At 72.9% G+C, this 16,377-nt stretch carries 15 protein-coding genes; 4 read left to right on the top strand and 11 right to left on the bottom strand.

Features of this window, described 5'->3' with window-relative positions:
* Window positions 1-11 precede the first annotated feature (11 nt).
* From BM236_RS11965 to BM236_RS11930, 8 genes are all read right to left on the bottom strand, one after another.
* A complete protein-coding gene (locus BM236_RS11965) occupies window positions 12-2,789 on the bottom strand; it encodes an SUMF1/EgtB/PvdO family nonheme iron enzyme (protein ID WP_091124047.1) in 2,778 nt (925 codons plus the stop codon).
* Entirely contained in the window at window positions 2,786-3,742 is a 957-nt protein-coding gene (locus BM236_RS11960; RefSeq protein ID WP_091124043.1) for a PfkB family carbohydrate kinase, read from the bottom strand. The genes BM236_RS11965 and BM236_RS11960 overlap by 4 nt, the downstream gene beginning before the upstream one ends.
* Complete coding sequence (locus BM236_RS11955) at window positions 3,739-5,097, bottom strand: ADP-ribosylglycohydrolase family protein (RefSeq protein WP_091124040.1); 1,359 nt, start codon at window positions 5,095-5,097, stop codon at window positions 3,739-3,741. Before BM236_RS11955 ends, BM236_RS11960 begins: the two co-directional genes overlap by 4 nt.
* Window positions 5,094-6,239 carry an ADP-ribosylglycohydrolase family protein gene (locus BM236_RS11950; protein WP_091124039.1) on the bottom strand — a complete coding sequence of 382 codons (1,146 nt, stop codon included), beginning with the start codon at window positions 6,237-6,239 and terminating at the stop codon, window positions 5,094-5,096. The genes BM236_RS11955 and BM236_RS11950 overlap by 4 nt, the downstream gene beginning before the upstream one ends.
* A 100-nt stretch (window positions 6,240-6,339) precedes the next feature.
* Complete coding sequence (locus BM236_RS11945; protein ID WP_091124036.1) at window positions 6,340-7,620, bottom strand: ABC transporter substrate-binding protein; 1,281 nt, start codon at window positions 7,618-7,620, stop codon at window positions 6,340-6,342.
* A 27-nt stretch (window positions 7,621-7,647) separates the two neighbouring features.
* Window positions 7,648-8,490: a carbohydrate ABC transporter permease gene (locus BM236_RS11940; RefSeq protein ID WP_091124035.1), complete on the bottom strand. Its 843-nt coding sequence runs from the start codon at window positions 8,488-8,490 to the stop codon at window positions 7,648-7,650.
* The gene (locus BM236_RS11935; RefSeq protein ID WP_091124032.1) at window positions 8,487-9,434 is read right to left on the bottom strand and encodes a carbohydrate ABC transporter permease; all 948 of its coding nucleotides are present in this window, start codon (window positions 9,432-9,434) and stop codon (window positions 8,487-8,489) included. Before BM236_RS11935 ends, BM236_RS11940 begins: the two co-directional genes overlap by 4 nt.
* Window positions 9,431-10,447 (bottom strand): LacI family DNA-binding transcriptional regulator, encoded by a 1,017-nt coding sequence (locus tag BM236_RS11930; RefSeq protein WP_091124029.1) that lies wholly within the window; start codon window positions 10,445-10,447, stop codon window positions 9,431-9,433. Before BM236_RS11930 ends, BM236_RS11935 begins: the two co-directional genes overlap by 4 nt.
* 127 nt (window positions 10,448-10,574) lie before the next feature.
* On the opposite strand from BM236_RS11930, the gene BM236_RS19005 reads away from it, so the two are divergent.
* Window positions 10,575-10,724, top strand: coding sequence for a hypothetical protein (locus tag BM236_RS19005; protein WP_175507664.1), 150 nt, complete (start codon window positions 10,575-10,577; stop codon window positions 10,722-10,724).
* Between the two features lie 12 nt (window positions 10,725-10,736).
* On the opposite strand, the gene BM236_RS11925 is transcribed toward BM236_RS19005, so the two are convergent.
* Entirely contained in the window at window positions 10,737-11,471 is a 735-nt protein-coding gene (locus tag BM236_RS11925) for a hypothetical protein (RefSeq protein WP_091124028.1), read from the bottom strand.
* Window positions 11,472-11,650: 179 nt separating this feature from the next.
* Between BM236_RS11925 and BM236_RS11920 the strand changes: the two genes are divergently transcribed.
* Window positions 11,651-12,559, top strand: a complete 909-nt coding sequence (locus BM236_RS11920; RefSeq protein ID WP_091124025.1) for an aminoglycoside phosphotransferase/kinase family protein — start codon at window positions 11,651-11,653, stop codon at window positions 12,557-12,559.
* Here BM236_RS11920 and BM236_RS11915 read toward each other — a convergent pair.
* Window positions 12,556-13,083, bottom strand: coding sequence for a protein-tyrosine phosphatase family protein (locus tag BM236_RS11915; RefSeq protein WP_091124024.1), 528 nt, complete (start codon window positions 13,081-13,083; stop codon window positions 12,556-12,558). The two genes, BM236_RS11920 and BM236_RS11915, sit on opposite strands and share 4 nt — an antisense overlap.
* The gene (locus tag BM236_RS19000) at window positions 13,080-13,229 is read right to left on the bottom strand and encodes a hypothetical protein (protein ID WP_175507663.1); all 150 of its coding nucleotides are present in this window, start codon (window positions 13,227-13,229) and stop codon (window positions 13,080-13,082) included. Before BM236_RS19000 ends, BM236_RS11915 begins: the two co-directional genes overlap by 4 nt.
* Window positions 13,230-13,322: 93 nt before the next feature.
* On the opposite strand from BM236_RS19000, the gene BM236_RS11910 reads away from it, so the two are divergent.
* Both BM236_RS11910 and BM236_RS11905 read left to right on the top strand, forming a co-directional pair.
* Window positions 13,323-14,981, top strand: coding sequence for an NAD(P)/FAD-dependent oxidoreductase (locus BM236_RS11910; RefSeq protein WP_091124021.1), 1,659 nt, complete (start codon window positions 13,323-13,325; stop codon window positions 14,979-14,981).
* A 7-nt stretch (window positions 14,982-14,988) separates the two neighbouring features.
* Window positions 14,989-16,374, top strand: coding sequence for a sensor histidine kinase (locus BM236_RS11905; protein ID WP_091124019.1), 1,386 nt, complete (start codon window positions 14,989-14,991; stop codon window positions 16,372-16,374).
* The last annotated feature ends 3 nt before the right edge of the window (window positions 16,375-16,377 follow it).

Here is a 16,377-nt window from a genome sequence, read left to right as displayed (position 1 = left end):
CATCGGCCCGGTCATCGGCCCGCCCCTGCCACGAAGGCCATCCCCTCGAGGAGGGCTCGGGTCCACAGGTCGAGGTCGTGGTCGCCGCCGAGGATGCGCAGCTGCGACTCGATGCCGTCGACCCGGCGGGCCCGGTCGTGCAGCCGCGCCGCCTCGAGCGCGAGGTCCTCGCGGTCACCGGCGGCGACGAAGAGCCGGACCGGCCGGGCCGCGTCGAAGGCGGCCAGCTGGCGCGCGTAGCCGAGCGCCTCGTAGACCTCGGGCACGAACGCCTCCACACCCCGGCCGAACGCGCCGAACTCACGCGTCGAGCTTTCCTTCCACGGGAGCGGGTCGAAGACGGCGGGGCTGAGCGCGACGCAGCCGGAGAAGAGGTCCGGCCGGCCCAGCACGTAGCGCACCGCGCCGGCGCCGCCCATGGAATAGCCGCCGACGAACCGGTGGTCGCGGTCGGCGAGGGCCGCGTACGTCGCGTCCACGTGCTCGACCAGATCGCGGGTGAGCGCCGTCTCGACCGGCCGGCCCACGGGGGTGCCGCTGAACGCCGAGTCGACGTAGAAGCTCGCGCGATCGGACCAGGGTGCGTCGGGGACGACCACCAGCAGCGGCGGCACGGCACCGGCCTCGACCAGCGTGTCGATCGCCTCGAGCAGTGGTGTCGGCTCGTGGAGGTCGGCGCCGCGGCCGTGCAGCAGGTAGAGGGTCGCGCGCGGGCCGTCGGGGCCGGAGGTCCGGTGCAGCCGGTAGGTGATCGTCTCGCCGAGCGCTCCGGACGGGGCCACGGCGACCACGTCGGCCGCCGTCCCGGCCGTCCCGGTCGACGACGCGGTCGACGGCGCCGTCGTGGGCGCGCTCATGGGCGCGCTCATGGGCGTGACCTCGGGGAGGTCGACCGCGCACCGGAAGCCGATGCATTCCGAGCGGGAGGTGCCGGCCTGGGTCAGCAGGTAGCGCACCGACCACTCCGGCGGCTGCGGCCCGCCGTCGACGTACCACTCGGACCCCTCGGCGGCGAACCACGAGCCGCCCTTGAGGACGACCCAGCGGGTGCGGCCGTCGCGGTGCTCGCTCTCGGTCCACTCCCACACCAGCGGGTCGCCGCGGGTCCATCCGGCCTCGCCGGCAGCGGCCTGCCACTCGTCCTCGGTGGGGAGGCGGGCGCCGCGCCAGGCGGCGTACGCGCGGGCGTCGGCGAGGTCGACGTGGCGGACCGCCTCGGACTCGGTGCCCGGGACCGGCCGGCCGTCCGACCAGTGCGTGAGCAGGCGCGAGGTGGTCGCCGGCCGGTAGCCGGTGGCCCCCACGAAGGCCGCGAAGTCGCCGTTGGTGACCGGCGAGCGGTCGACGGCGACGGGTCGGATGCGGACGGCCCGCTCCTCCTCGCGCAGCTGGTGCAGGCGCGGAGGGAGCGGCTTCCAGTCGTCGACGTAGGGCGCGGCCTCGTAGAGCCCGGTCTCGCGCTGGCGCCACCGGGTCATGAGCGTCCGCTCCCCCGGGGTCGGCCGCACGGCCTCCGCGGCGGGGATTCCGTACGCCGGCGCGACCGGCTGCCGCGCCGGCACGGGAGGCGGTCCTGCCTCGCCGGCGGGGGCCGAGATCGGCAGCACGGTGACGGCCCCGTCGCTCCCGCGCAGCACGCCCACGAGGCCACCGGCGGCGACCTCGGCGTCCACGCCCGGGAGCAGTGGGCCGCCGTAGTCCTGCTCGGTCGGGTTGACGAGCGTGAGCACCTCGCGCCCGTCGAGGCTCCACCGCGAGCCGGCGATGCCCGCGCTCGTCGCCTCTGCGGCGAGCGGGGTGAGCGGCTCCCAATCGCCGTCCGTGAAGACCGCCTCGTGCTCGCGGTAGGTCGCCCGCATCGCGCGCAGGGTGGCGCGGTCGCGCTCGGTCCAGTCCACCCGGACGCCGAAGACGACGTCCCAGAGCAGCACGCCGGCGCCGTTGACCCAGGCGCTGCGCAGCTCCTCGGAGTGGTCGCGGTTCCAGCGGCGGGTGTGGTGCATCATGTGACGCTGCTCGAACCAGCGGGCCCGCAGCACGCCGGGGGTCGGGCTGTCGGCGAACCACTGCGCCCAGGACGCCTGGTGGTCGGCGATCCGGACGAGCGGGACCCGCGACTCGCCCTCCAGCACCGGACGCGGCTCGAGGCCGCCGAGGGCGCCGAGGAGCTCGGGGTCACCCTCCTTGAGGGTGTCGAGGAAGACGCCGTCGGCGCCGAGCCGGGTGACGACCTCGACGACGCGGGCGGCGTCGCTGTGCTCGGTCCGTCGGGTGCCGACGTCCCAGGGGTTGTAGTCGAGGAAGACCCGGACGCCGCGGGCGTGCAGGTCGCGCACGAGGTCCTCGATACCCGGGACGTCGTACCAGTCGAACTGGTTGCGGGGGTCGACGCCGATGACCGGGTAGGCGTGCCAGAGCACCACCGCGTCGAGGCCGCCGAAGCCGTCGTACGCCGCCAGCAGCCGGTCGGCGTCGAAGCGCTCGGCGTTCCAGTCGCGGACGACCTCGTCCCAGATCCACACCATCGCCACGTTCCACGCCGTGGTGGCCCACCCGGTCGTGGCGTCGCGGTAGGAGGCGTCGTCGTACGCCGTCCGGGCGCGCGCCTCGGCCCGCCACCGGTGCAGCGCGGCCCGCCAGGCGTCGCGGTCCGCCGGGTCTGCGGGCGCGGCGAGGATCTTCGCCTCGTCGAGGACCGACAGGTCCGCGTCGGGCTCGAGGGGCACCTGCGCCGGCAGGTCGATCGGTCGCGGTGCGAAGGGGTCCCGGCTCGGGTCGGCGGGGATCATCGGGCGGCTCCTTCGGCGAGCTGCGCGCGGCGCCGCTCGATCTGGTCGCGGCTGGGGATGGAGGTGACGGCGCCCGAGCGCTCGACCGCGAGCGCACCGGCGATCACCGCGCTCTGGGCGGCGGCGTCGATGTCGTCGCCGGCCGCGAGCGCGGCGGCCAGGACGCCGGCGAAGGTGTCGCCGGCGCCGGTGGTGTCGACGACCTCGGCGGGGACCCCGGGCACCTGCCGCAACCCGGTCCGGTCGGCCAGCAGGGCTCCGTCACCGCCGAGGGTGACGACGACGGTGGGCACCGACGACGCGAGGGCCCGGGCGATCTCGGTAGTGCCGGCGCGGTCGCCGCCGGCTCCGGCGAGCTGGGCCGCCTCGTGCTGGTTGACGACGAGGATGTCCGCCAGACCGAGGACGGCCTCCCGGTCGTCGGCGTCGAGCGAGGTCAGCGGTGAGGCGTTGAGCAGCACCGTGGTGCCGGCCGCGCGGGCGACGGCGGCGGCCTCGCGGACGGCGCTCAGCGGCGTCTCGAGCTGGGTGACGAGCACTCGCGACGCGGCGATCGCGTCCCGCTCGGCGGGCTCGATCGAGGTGAGGGTCCGGTTGGCGGCGCCGAGCACGACGATGGCGTTCTCACCGTCGGGCTGGACCGTGATCCAGGCGGTGCCGCTGGTGGTGTCCACCCGCCGCACCAGCGCCGTGTCGACGCCCGCGTCGGCGGCGGCGGCGAGCAGGATCGCGGCGGCGTCGTCGTGGCCGACCGCGGCGAGCAGCCGGGTGGCCGCACCGGCCCGCGCCGAGGCGACGGCCTGGTTGAGCCCCTTGCCGCCCGGTCGCTGCTCGGGGCCGTCGGCGAGCACGGTCTGGCCGGCCGGCGGGATCACCGGGACGGCGGCGAAGACGTCCAGGTTGGCGCTGCCGAGCACGACGACCTCGACGGCGTCGCCGGTGCCCTCCGTCATCGGCCGATCACCGCCAGCGTCCGCCGGGTGAGCTCGTCGAAGCCGATGCCGTCGAAGCCGGGCATGCTGCTCGCGACCCGGTTGCGCATCGGCGCGACCCAGCGCTTCGGGAGCGCCCGGGCTCCGGCGAGCGCTCCGGCGATCGAGCCGACGGTCGCGCCGACCGAGTCGGTGTCCCAGCCGCCCATGACGGCGGCGCAGATGGCGGAGGAGAAGTCGCCCTCGCTGCTGGTCAGGGCGTACGCCGTGATGGCGGCGTTGTTGAGGACGTGGACCCAGTGCAGGTCCCCGTAGCGCTCGTGGAGCCGGTCGAGGGCGACCTCGAGCGCGTCGCCCGACCGGCCGACCTCGGCTCCGAAGGCCAGCGCCTCGGCGTACCTGCTCTCGGGCGGCACCACCGCGAGCCCGGCCCCGAGCACCTCCTCGACATCGCCGGCGACGAGCGCCTGGGCGCACATCGCGGCGGCGGACATGGCGCCGTAGACGCCGTTGCGGACATGGCTGAGCCGGGCGTCGGTCCAGGCGAGCCGGGCCGCGGCCACCGGGTCGCCGGGGCAGGCCCAGCCGTAGACGTCGGCCCGGATGAGCGCGCCGATCCACTCGCGGTAGGGGTTGCGCCGCGTCGCGGTGCGGGGAGCGGAGTCGCCGAGCAGCAGGTTGCGGTAGGCGACCCGCTCGGCGGTGAAGACCCGACCTCCCGGGAGGTTGGCCAGCCAGAGGTCGGCGACGTCCTCGGTGGTGAAGTCGCGGCCGTGCTGCTCGAGGAGGGCGAGCCCCAGCATCGGGAAGTTGAGGTCGTCGTCCTCCGGCATGCCGTCGATGTTCTCGGCCAGGCTGGTCGGCCGGCTGCGCCGGTTCCACGGCCACCGGAGGGCGATGTCGTCGGTGAGGCCGACCTCGGTGAACCAGCCGTCGAGCGGCCAGCGGTCCTGGCTCCGCAGGATCTCCTCGATCCCCTCCCGCGGGATCTTCTCGACCGGCTTGCCCAGCAGGCAGCCGGCGGCGCGCCCGGTCCAGGCACCGAGCACCCGGTCGGCCAGGTCCTCCGGGTCCCGGCCGCCCCGGGAGGCGGGCAGCCCCGGTGCCACCACCTCGATGGCGGCGAGGTCGTCCGGCTCGGCGGCGGCGATCTCCGCGCCGACCGGGCGGCTCTCCAGCTCGTCGAGGAGCTCCTCGGCGAGCCGGCGCAGCTCCTCGTCACCCTCCTGGGCGAGCCCGCTGACGGGCGCCTCGAGCAGGCCGCCGGCCGCCTCCCAGCGGGCTCGGACGTCCTCGGTCGGCTTGCCCTCGTGCGCGCTCGCGACGAGCTCGTGGCTGAGCAGGTCGGGCGACTGCACCCAGCTCAACCGGCTCATCGGACCGCCCCGCCGAGCAGGTCCGCCCGACGCTGCTCGCGCTGGCGGGCCCGCTCGCTGTCGAGCGCGAAGACCTCGACGGCCACCTCGGCGATGGTCTCCCCCGCAGGCACCAGTGGCGTCCGGCTCGCCTCGGCGATCGGCTCCGCCCAGGTGTCCGGCACGACCCGAGCGCCACCGAGCGCACCGCAGATCGCGCCGGCCATGCTGGCGATCGAGTCCGCGTCGCGACCGTAGTTCACCGCCCCGAGCACGGCCTCCTCGTAGGCGCCGCCGGTCGCCAGCACGAAGCCGAGGGCGACGGGCAGCTCCTCGATCGCCTTGGTGCGGCTCGGACGACGGGCGTCCATCGCCGGTTGCCGGTACTCCTCGCCGACGGTGTCGAACGGCGTGATCGCCTCGCGGAGGACCGGGATGGCCGCCCGCCAGTCGGTCACCCCGGCGGCGGCGTCGGCGACCGCGGCGACGGCCGCGCGGGTGCCGTCCCGGGCGACGCCGAGCGCGGCCTCGACGACCGACGCCGGTGTCGCCCCCGGCACGAAGGCGGCAGCGACAGCCGCCGCGAACACCCCGGCCGCCTCCTTGCCGTAGCTGGACTGGTGGGCCGAGGCGACCTCGATCCCCTCGGCGTACGCGGCTACCGGGTCGCCGGCGTTCACGACCCCGACGGGCGCCATGTACATCGCCGCACCGCAGTTCACGATGTTGCCCACACCGGCCTCACGCGGGTCGACGTGCCCGTAGTGCAGGCGCGCGACCAGCCACTTCTCGGCGAGGAAGATGCGCTGCAGCAGCAGCGCCTCAGCCTCCAGCTCCGGCACCCAGCGACGCTCGCCGATCAGCAGCGGGACGAGGTGGTCGGCGACCGCGTAGGCATCGAGGTGGTCACGGTGCTTGGCATAGACGTCGACCAGCGCGTGCGTCATGAGGGTGTCGTCGGTGATGTGCCCGTCGCCCTTGTGGTACGGCGCGATCGGACGCGCGTGGCGCCAGTCCGCGTTGAACGGCGGCACGATGCCGGTCACGTAGCCGTCGTACCGCTCCCGGATCTGCTCGGGCGTCCAGCCCTCGGTGGCGCCCCCGAGGGCGTCACCGACGGCCGATCCGACCAGGGTCCCGATGGCCTTGTCGCGCAGCTCCACGCTGCTCTCCTTGTCTTGCTGAGGGTCGTGCTCAGGTCTTGCCGAGTGCTGGGACGGGTGCCGTCCGCGCGGCCGGCCGTGCGTCGCGTACGACGACGGGTCAGCCGCCGTTGACCGACTTCCAGCCGTCCTCGAGCTCCTTGGCGAGCTCGTCGGCGCTGATGTCGTTGCCGAGGTACTTCTGGAAGGCCGGGGTGGCGATCTGGTCCTTCCACTGCGGGTAGTTCGTCACGCTCTGGAACGGCGCCGCGACCAGGTGGTCGAGGCTGGCGAGGATGGTCGGCCAGCCGTTGGCGTCCTTCGTGTCGGTCTTGACCTGCTCGGCGGCGGACGTGGAGGCCGGGATCAGCCAGTCGCCCTCGGCGACCTTGGCGAGGTTCTCGGCCTTCATGTAGAAGTCGATGAAGTCGGCCGCGTCGTCGACGTGCTTGCTCTCGGCGGCCACCGACATGGTCTGCGGGTTCGCGGACTGGTCGGCGGAGTCGCCGGCGAGGACCGGGAGCGCGGCCCAGTGGAAGTCGGCCGGGGCGCTCTCGGCGAGGGTCTGGGCGGCGTAGCTGCCCTGGACCGTGAGCGCGTACTTGCCCTTGAGGAACGCCGTCATCACGTCGGAGCCCGACTGGGTGAGGGTGACGGGGTCGAGCGACTTGTCGTCGTAGGCCATCTGGTGGATGCGCTCGGGGACGGCGAGCTCGGCGTCGCCGACCTTCACGTCGGCGTCGTCGCCGCTGCCGGTGAAGTAGGTGCCGCCGAAGTTGAGGCCGAAGCTGAGCATCGACGCGGTGGGCTGGGACAGGCCGAACCCGAGGCCGTAGGTGCCGTCCTTGGTGGCCGCCTTGGCCGCGGCGCGCAGGTCGTCCCACGACCAGGTGTCACCGGTCGGCACGGTGACGCCGGCCTTCTTCAGGAGGTCGGTGTTGGCGAAGACGATGTAGCTCTGGAGCAGGGTCGGAGCGGCGACGATCTTGTCGTCGACGGTGACGGTCTTCCAGATCGGGTCCGGGACGTCGGACTTGACGTCGCCGAGCTTGTCGCCGAGGTCGGCCAGGTAGCCCTGCTGGGCGAAGCCGGTGATCCCGGCCGACTCGTACTGGATGATGTCGGGCGCGGTGCCGCCCTGGAACTGCGTGGTCAGCTGGTCCTGGACCGAGTCCCAGCTGCCCTGGACGTAGTCCACGTGGACGTCCGGGTGGGCCTGGTTCCAGGCCGCGACGATGTCCTTGGTGGCCTTCACGGTCGTGTCCTGGAAGGCGAGGCTCTGGAACTTGAGGGTGACCTTGCCACCCTTGTCCCCGCTGTCGTCGGATCCGGCGCCGCAGCCCGTCAGTGCCAGGGCGACGGCGACGCTCGCGGTGACGGCGGCGATGCGCGTGATCTTCATGCGAGGGATTCCTTTTCGTGAGACCGGTCAGCCCTTGACGGCACCGGAGAGGAGGCCGCCGGAGAGGCGACGCTGGATGAGGGCGAAGAAGACGAGGCTCGGGATCGTGGCGAGCAGGGCGGCGGCGGCGAGCGGGCCGAGCTGCACCTGGCCCTCCGCTCCGACGAACCGCGACAGCGTGAGTGGCAGGGTCACCTTGTCCGGCGTCTGGATGAGGACCAGGGCGAACATGAACTCGTTCCAGGAGGAGATGAACGCGAACAGCGCCGTCGCCACGATGCCCGGACGCAGCAGCGGCAGGACGATGCTGACCAGGGTGCGGATCCGGCCGGCCCCGTCGATCGCGGCCGCCTCCTCGATGTCGGGCGGCACCGTCTGCACGAAGCCGAAGAGCATCCAGAGGCAGAACGGCAGCACGTAGACGACGTAGACCACGACGAGGCCGGGCAGCTGGTCGAGCAGGTGCAGGGTCTTCAGGATCATGAACAGCGGGATGATCACGAGGATGGTCGGGAACATCTGGCTGACCAGGACCCAGCCGAGCGTGATCGGCCGCAGGATCGTGCGATAGCGAGCCAGGCCGTACGCCGCCGGCAGGGCGATGACGACGGTCAGCACCGTGGTCGCCACCGCCACGACGAGGCTGTTGAAGCCGGCCTGCCACAGGTTCGCCTTGGCCACGGCAGCGGAGAAGTTGTCGAGGGTCGGCGCGTCGGGGATGAGCCTGATCGAGCCGAGGGCGATCTCCTTGGTGCTCTTCAGCGCGGTGGACAGCAGCCAGATGAGCGGGAAGCCGAGGAACACGACGTAGCCGAGGAGGGCGACGTACTGCCCGGTCCGGACGGCGGTGCTGGGACGTTGCAGGCTCACTTGTCCGCTCCCTTCAGCCGGGAGCGCAGATAGAACAGCAGGATCCCGCAGATGATGACGACCAGGACGTTGCCCATGGCCGCGGCGACGCCGAAGTGGCCGTAGCGGAAGCCCTCGTTGTAGGCGAAGAGCGTCGGCAGCATCGTGCGACCACCCGGCCCGCCGTTGGTCAGGACATAGATCAGGTCGAACGAGTTCATGTTCCAGATGAAGTTCAGCGACGTGATCGCGACGATGACGGTGCGCAGCTCGGGCAGCGTGATGTGGAGGAAGCGACGCCACGAACCGGCGCCGTCGACGGCGGCCGCCTCGTGCAGGGTGCCGTCGACGCCCTGTAGACCGGCGAGCAGCGTGATGGTGGTCTGCGGCATGCCCACCCAGACGCCGACGACGATCACGGCCGGCAGCGCCGTGCTGAAGTCGCCGAGCAGGTTGAGCTGACCGAACCCGAGCGTCTGGGACAGGCCGCTGATCGGCCCTGAGTTCGGGTCGTAGACGAGGCGCCAGACGATCGCGACCACCACCGGCGGCATCGCCCACGGCACCAGCGAGAGGGTCCGGGCGAGCCAGCGCAGACGCAGGTTCTCGTTGAGCAGGAGTGCGAGCCCGAGCGCGGCGACGAACTGGAGGAACGTGACGCCGAACGCCCAGATCAGGCCGATCCGGAACGAGCTCCAGAAGAGGTCGTTGCTGAGCAGGTCGGAGTAGTTCTCCAGTCCCGTGAAGTGGATGTCCTGGTTGAGGCCGGCGCGGGCGTCGGTGAAGCCCAGGTAGATGCCGCGCAGCAAGGGGTAGACGTTGAAGACGAGGATGGGGAGGAGCGCGGGCAGCAGCAGGAACCAGGCGTCGCGCCCACTTCTCCCGGGGCGGTGCGAGCGACGCGAGCGGGAGGTGGTCGGGTTGTCCGGCGTCGGCGCGATCGTGGCGACGTTGCCGGTCTTCATCGGCGGCCACCTCCGAGGTCGGACGAGCCCCGCACGCTGAGGCGCGGCTGGATCGTCACGCGCTGGGCCGGACGCTCGGGGCCCTCGAGCCGGTCGAGCAGCAGGCGTGCGGCGGCGCCGCCACGGTCGTGGGCGGCCAGATCGACGCTGGTCAGTGATGGAGAGGTGACGTCGGCGAGCTCGGTGTCGTCCATGCCGACCACGGCGACGTCCTGGGGGACGCGCAGCCCGCGCTCGGTGAGCAGGTGCATGGTGGCGATGGCAAGGAGGTCGTTCGCGCCCAGGACGGCGTCGGGGACCGTGCGGTCCAACAGCGTGCTCGCGGCCTTGCGGCCCTGGGCGAGCGTGAAGTCCTCGGCCTCGACGCGGAGGTCGGGGTCGAGGTCGAGACCGAGCGACCCGGCGAGCTCCTCGAACGCCTCGGCGCGAGTGGCACCCGGAACGGTGTCCCGCGGACCGTTCACGAACCCGACCCTGCGACACCCCTGCCCGGCCAGGTGCTCGAGAGCGAGCCGTACGCCGGCCGCCGAGTTCGTCCGGACGTTGTCGACGTCCAGGTCGTCGGGGACGGAGCCGACCACGACGACCGGGTAGCTCACCCGTCGCAACGCGTCGACCAGCTCGGCGTTCACCCGGACCGGGCTGATGACCAGGCCGTCGGCGTAGCCGTGCTCGAGGCTGTCGAGCAGGCCCAGCATGTCGTCCGGGTGCGCCGTCGACGACACGAGGAGCCGGTAGCCGCGGGCACGAGCCTCGTCCTCGACCGCGCGCATCATCTCGACGTAGACAGGGTTGCCGACGTCGGCGACGGCGAAGGCGAGCTGCTGGGAGCGGCGCACCTTCAGCGAGCGCGCGTGCGCGTTCGGCCGGTAACCCAGCTCATCGACGGCTGCCAGCACCTTGGCCCGGGTCTGCTCGGTCGCCGGCAGGTCGTTGAGGACACGTGAGACCGAAGCGACCGACACGCCGGCATGGCGCGCGACCTGGGCGACGGTGGGGCGGTCGTGGGGCACATCGACTCCGTCTGTAATCGTTTACAGTAATGGATTACAGGATGTTGTCACGTGAGCGCGGTCACGTCAACCCCCTCGCCCGACCTTCGCCCGACGCCGACCGACGGGCGGCGTACCGGACGCCCCGATGTTCACCGGCCACTGCGGCGACTGGGAAGGCGAGCCGAGCGACGTCCGTCAGGCGCCCGGCGACGTCGTCTGCATGATGCACACCTACCCGAGCCTGCGGACCTTCGCCCGGCACCCGGCCAGCGACTCCGGCGGCGTCATCGTCTGACGTCAGGCAGTCTCAGCTGCAGCCCACCTGCGTCGCGGTCGTCGGCGTGCCGTCGGCCTCGGTCGACTGGACCTGGACGGTGCCACGACCGCGGGCGACCCACTCGGTGTCACCGAGCGACGCGAAGAGGCCTCGCATCTCACCCCTGATGACCTTGGCGAAGATCGAGGTGGCGTTCGTCATCGTGAAGGACCGCAGCTTCGTCCGGATGCCGATGGCGTCGACCCGGGTGGCCGCCGGGTCGCCGAGCGTGACGGTCCGCGAGCCGACGCCGGTGATGCGGTAGGTGCCCGTCATCGTGAGGGTCCTGCCGTGCTTGACCGCCACCTTCGCGTACTTGGCAGGCAGCGTCGCCGTCATGGTGACCTTCCCGCTACCGGGTCGATGGTGCTCCAGCTTGGTGGGCGACGGATAGGTCGAGGCGACGACGACGCGCATGCTGATGTCGGAGCTACGTTCCGTGAACGCGAAAGTCGAGCTCAGCTTCCCGCCCGGAAGGAGCATCGAGGTCGAGCGGCCCCCGCCCGAGACCCGGGTCACCACCTTCTTGGCCGACTTCACCAGCACGGTCTCCCGCTTGGTCTCGGTCGTGCCGTCGCCGTGCGTGCTCGTCATGGTGCACGTGACGCCCTTGGCCGGGAAGTACGCCGACCAGGGGTTCGCCTGGGCCGCGTGGGCCGCAGCCGCAGGTGCTGTCAGGGCGAGGCCGGCGAAGGCGGTGACGAGGACACGGGAGGTTCGGCGCATGGGCCAGGATCCTAGGGGCGTCGGACCGCCCGGGTGGCGGGATTCCGCAAGGTCGGCCAGGACCCACGTCGAGAGGTCGGTCCCACCTGCGGAAAGGCGGTGAAGTCCTCGCCGTTGGTGCATGATTTCGCAGCGCTCCGCGGGCTGGCCGGGAGTCCACCTTCCCGACCCGAGGATCCATGACGTCGATGCCCGTCCGCTCAGCGGACCCCGCACCAGCGGTCATCGCCGAGCCGCTGCCACTGCCGGCCCACGGCTGGGGCCTGGCGCAGGCCGAGGCGGCCTGGCGCGCCGCACTCCCCTCCTTGCCGGCCGACGTGCTGGCCGCTTTGGCGGTCGACCACGACGTGGTCCGGGTCAGTGCTCTCACCACCGTGGTGCTCCGGGTCGGGCCCTGGGCCGTCAAGGTGTACCCGCCCGGCACCGACCTGGCGCACGTAGCCAGCGTCGCCGCCGGTCTTGCCGGGTCGGCGACGGCCCATCTGCCGGTCACCGACCCGGTGCAGACCGAGCACGGCGTCGTCACCGTGAGCAGGTGGCTCACTCCCACCAGCGCTCCGGGATGGGCCGACGTCGGGCGGGTGCTCGCGCGGTTCCACGCCGAGCACGCCGCCGCCCCGCTGCCCGTCTGGCAGCCGCTCACCCGGATCGCCTCCCAGGTCAGCGGTCTGCCGGACGTCGACGCCGCGGTGCTGCTGGGCGCCCGCGATCGATTGGTCGCAGCGGCCGCGGAGACCTGGTCGGAGCTCGGCTGGGGCGCGGTGCACGGCGACGTGTCGCTGGAGAACGCGATGGCCGACGAGTCGGGTGCCCGGCTCATCGACCTCGACTGGTCGGTCACCGGCCCGCGGGAGCTCGACCTGGCGCCGGTGGCGCGGCGGTTCCGCGCCGGTGAGATCGACCGGTCGACGTACGCCGACTTCTGCCGTGCCTACGGACACGACGTGAGCGGCTGGGCCGGTCTCGAGCTGCTCGACCGGATCGCGGAGCTCGGGGGCGTGGCGTTCCGCATCTGGGACTGCCGCCACCACGGGCGCGACCTGGACTGGCTGCCGGCCGCGCTGGACCGCTGGCGCCGGCCCGTCTAGAGCGTCACGCGGTCCGGCGTCGCGCCTCTCCCCGGCGGGCTCGGCGGCGGCAGGGTCTCCAGCCAGTCGCTGAACACCTCGTTGTTCGCCGCGCCGTCGCGCAGCGATCGCACGTGCGCGAGCGCCTCCGTGCCGCTGACCCCCAGCAGCTCTCGCACGATCAAGGTCGCCATGAGTCCCGAGCGGTTGCGCCCGAACGTGCAGTGCACCAGGGCCCGGTGACCGTCGTCGACCAGCCCCGCGACCAGCTGCGCCAGCCGGAGGGTCAGCCCCTCGTCGGGCAGCGTGCCGTGGTCGACCAGCGGCGACTTGAGGTAGATCAGTCCCTCGATCTCGGGCGCCGGTGGATAGCTGTCCGCGTCGGCCACGTCGAGCACCACGTCGATGCCGGCGCCTCGCACCCACGCGAAGTCCACGGGGCAGCCGCCGTGCCACAGGCGGTGACGCACCAGCTCGGTCGGCGGGTCAGCCGGCTCGACGCCCGGCAGCTCGACGGGATCGGTCGTCCAGTTGACCTGGCTCATCGGCCGCGACTCCCCGCTCGCCGGGCCCGGCGCGCCTGCAGGCCGGCCACGGCGTCCTTGATGCGCTTCTGGTTCTCGGGCCGGCTCGCCACGTCGTACGCCTTCTTCGCCGCACCGAGCAGGACGGCCATTCGCATCAGCTTCACGACCCGCCGGTACCCAGCGGCCGCCCTATACTGCGAGCGCCTCCCATTCTCGGCACGGTGGGCGCTGGACATCCTCATGCGAAGGCGACGCCCGTGAGCCGACCGACCATTCTCACCGTCGACGACGACGAGCAGGTCTCCGCTGCGCTGTCGCGGGACCTCAAGCGCCAGTACGGCGGCCAGTACCGCGTCATGGCGGCGACGTCCGGCGCCGAGGCCCTGTCACTGCTGGGCTCGCTCGCGCTGCGCGGAGAGCCGGTGGCGCTCATCGTCACCGACCAGCGGATGCCTCAGATGACCGGCGTCGAGCTGCTCGCCAAGGCTCGCGAGGACGCACCGGATGCCAAGGCGCTGCTGCTCACCGCTTACGCCGACACCGACGTCGCGATCGTCGCGATCAATGAGATCGGCCTCGACTACTACCTGCTCAAGCCGTGGGACCCGCCGCAGGAGCGACTGTTCCCGGTCGTCGACGACCTGCTCGGCGACTGGCAGCGCGCGCATCCGGAGGTGACCAGCGACCTGCGGATCGTCGGCGACCGCTGGTCCGACCGCGCCCACGAGCTCAAGACGTTCCTCGCCCGCAACCACGTGCCCTACCAGTGGTATGACGTCGAGCGCGACGACGAGGGCCGCCGGCTCTACGACCTGGCCGGGAGCAGTGCGGAGGACCTGCCGCTGGTGCTGCCGCCCGACGCCGAGCCGCTCCGCTCCCCCGCGGTACGCGAGCTGGCGGCCGCGCTGCACCTGCACACCGACGCGCGCCACGCCCTCTACGATGTGTGCATCGTGGGGGCCGGCCCTGCCGGTCTCGCCGCCGGCGTCTATGCCGCCTCGGAGGGCCTCCGCACCGTGATCGTGGAGCGCGAGGCGCCCGGCGGGCAGGCCGGCCAGAGCGCGGCGATCGAGAACTACCTGGGCTTCCCCCGCGGGTTGAGCGGATCAGACCTGGCCCAGCGCGCGCTGGCCCAGGTCTCGCGGTTCGGCGCCGAGCTCGTGCTCGCCCGCGACGTCAGCGGCCTGGAGCAGCGCGGGCCCGCGCGCGCCCTGCTGCTCGACGGCGCCGACGCCATCGAGGCCCGCTCGGTGGTGCTCGCGACGGGAGTGTCCTACCGGCGGCTGGACGTCGACGGCATCGACCGGCTGCAGGGGCGCGGCGTCTACTACGGCGCCAACGCCAGCGACGCCGCGCAGTGCAGCGACGATGTCGTCTACGTCGTCGGCGGTGCCAACTCGGCCGGCCAGGCCGCCCTCAACCTCGCCCGCTTCGCCAAGCAGGTGGTGCTCGTCGTCCGCGGGCCCGCGCTGGCCGCGACGATGTCGAGCTATCTGGTCAACCGGATCACCGCCGCCGACAACGTCACGGTGCGCTGCGACAGCGAGGTCCTCGAGGCGGCCGGCGACGGCCACCTGGAGACGCTGACGATCCGCAACCGCGTCACGGACGAGGCGGAGGAGGTGCCCGCGTCCTGGCTGTTCATCTTCATCGGCGCCACGCCGCGCACCGGCTGGCTGGACGCCGGGATCGCCTGCGACGAGCGAGGGTTCGTGCTGACCGGGCCGGACCTCGCCGGCCTCTCGGACCCACCGATGTGGCCGCTCGCGCGGCCCCCGCTGCCGCTCGAGACGAGCATGCCGGGCGTCTTCGCGGCGGGCGACGTCCGGCTCGAGTCGATGAAGCGGGTGGCGTCGGCGGTCGGCGACGGGGCGATGTCGATCTACCTCACCCACCGCTACCTGGCGATGACCTGAGGCCCGCATGGACACCACCGAGCTGAGCAGGATCGAGCTGTTCGCCGGCCTGGGCGACGAGCAGCTCGCCGAGCTTGCCGCCGGGGCCACCGAGACGCGCTTCGCGCCCGGCGAGGTCGTCTTCGCCGAGGGCGGGTACGCCGACGACTGGTGGGTCCTGCTCGAGGGCGTGATCGGGCTGGTCCGTCGCATCGACCGGGAGGACGTCGAGGTCGCGCGGATGGCCACGCCGGGCCAGTGGGCGGGCGGCTTCCGTGCCTGGGACGTCGACGGCGTCTACCTGGCGACCGGGCGCGGCGTGACCGAAGGACGGCTGCTGCGGCTGCCCGCGCCGCGCCTGCGCGAGCTGGTCGGCCACTGGTTCCCGCTGGCCGGCCACATCATCGGCGGGTTGCACCGGACCGCCCGGTCCATCGAGTCGACCGCACGGCAGCGGGACGCGCTGGTCACGCTCGGCACCCTCGCGGCCGGCCTGGCGCACGAGCTCAACAACCCGGCGGCCGCAGCCATCAGGGCCCAGCAGGAGCTCACCGTCGCCTGCGACACACTGCTCGGCGCCCTCACCAGGCTCGCCGGGGACGACATCACCGCCGGCCAGTTCGCCGAGCTCGACGCCCTCCGCCGCGGCGTCGCCGCGCCCGACCCGCACGAGGACGCGATGACCCGAGCCGACCGCGAGGATGCGGTGGCATCCTGGCTGCAGCGACACGGGGTCGGCGAGCCGTGGCGGCTGGCGGCCTCCCTGGCACCGGCAGGGGTCGACGCCGCCTGGTGCGAGCGGGCCGCCGATGCCCTCGGCGGGCCGGGTCTGGAACCGGGTCTGACCTGGGTCGCGGCGACGTACGACGCCCGCACGCTGCTGGCCGAGGTGGGCGAGTCCACCCGGCGGATCTCCGACCTGGTCGGTGCGGTGCGCTCCTACTCCCAGCTCGACCGGGCCTCCCGGCAGCGGATCGACCCGCGGGACGGTCTGGAGAGCACCCTGACGATCCTCGGCCACAAGCTCACCGACGTGACCGTCGTCCGGGAGTACGGCGACCCGCGACTGCTCGACGCGTTCCCCGGCGAGCTCAACCAGGTGTGGACCAACCTCATCGACAACGCCGTCGACGCGATGGAGGGCCGCGGCGTGCTCACCGTGCGCCTCGACGGCGACGAGTCCGACGTGCTCGTCGAGATCTCCGACACCGGGCCGGGGATGCCCGCCGAGGTCGCGGCGCACGCGTTCGAGCCGTTCTTCACCACCAAGGAGGTCGGCAAGGGCACGGGGCTCGGCCTCGACATCGCCCGCCGCATCGTGGTGGAGCGCCACGGCGGGACGATCACGATCGAGCCCCGGCCGACGGGGACCACGGTCGCCGTACGGCTCCCGCTCGAGCCTGCCGGCGGCTGACGC

This window comes from Nocardioides terrae (assembly GCF_900112345.1).
Classification (GTDB): Bacteria; Actinomycetota; Actinomycetes; order Propionibacteriales; family Nocardioidaceae; genus Nocardioides; species Nocardioides terrae.
The sequence above is the reverse complement of the archived record's forward strand: the minus strand, read 5'-3'. Positions and strand labels throughout refer to the sequence as shown.

Bases quoted from the DNA above. Each gene is read 5' to 3' on its own strand.
- BM236_RS11935 (WP_091124032.1), bottom strand. From the start codon at position 9,434: ATGAAGACCGGCAACGTCGCCACGATCGCGCCGACGCCGGACAACCCG.
- BM236_RS11965 (WP_091124047.1), bottom strand. From the start codon at position 2,789: ATGATCCCCGCCGACCCGAGCCGGGACCCCTTCGCACCGCGACCGATC.
- BM236_RS11920 (WP_091124025.1), top strand. From the start codon at position 11,651: ATGACGTCGATGCCCGTCCGCTCAGCGGACCCCGCACCAGCGGTCATC.
- BM236_RS11960 (WP_091124043.1), bottom strand. From the start codon at position 3,742: ATGACGGAGGGCACCGGCGACGCCGTCGAGGTCGTCGTGCTCGGCAGC.
- BM236_RS11915 (WP_091124024.1), bottom strand. From the start codon at position 13,083: ATGAGCCAGGTCAACTGGACGACCGATCCCGTCGAGCTGCCGGGCGTC.
- BM236_RS11925 (WP_091124028.1), bottom strand. From the start codon at position 11,471: ATGCGCCGAACCTCCCGTGTCCTCGTCACCGCCTTCGCCGGCCTCGCC.
- BM236_RS19005 (WP_175507664.1), top strand. From the start codon at position 10,575: ATGTTCACCGGCCACTGCGGCGACTGGGAAGGCGAGCCGAGCGACGTC.
- BM236_RS11905 (WP_091124019.1), top strand. From the start codon at position 14,989: ATGGACACCACCGAGCTGAGCAGGATCGAGCTGTTCGCCGGCCTGGGC.
- BM236_RS11945 (WP_091124036.1), bottom strand. From the start codon at position 7,620: ATGAAGATCACGCGCATCGCCGCCGTCACCGCGAGCGTCGCCGTCGCC.
- BM236_RS11955 (WP_091124040.1), bottom strand. From the start codon at position 5,097: ATGAGCCGGTTGAGCTGGGTGCAGTCGCCCGACCTGCTCAGCCACGAG.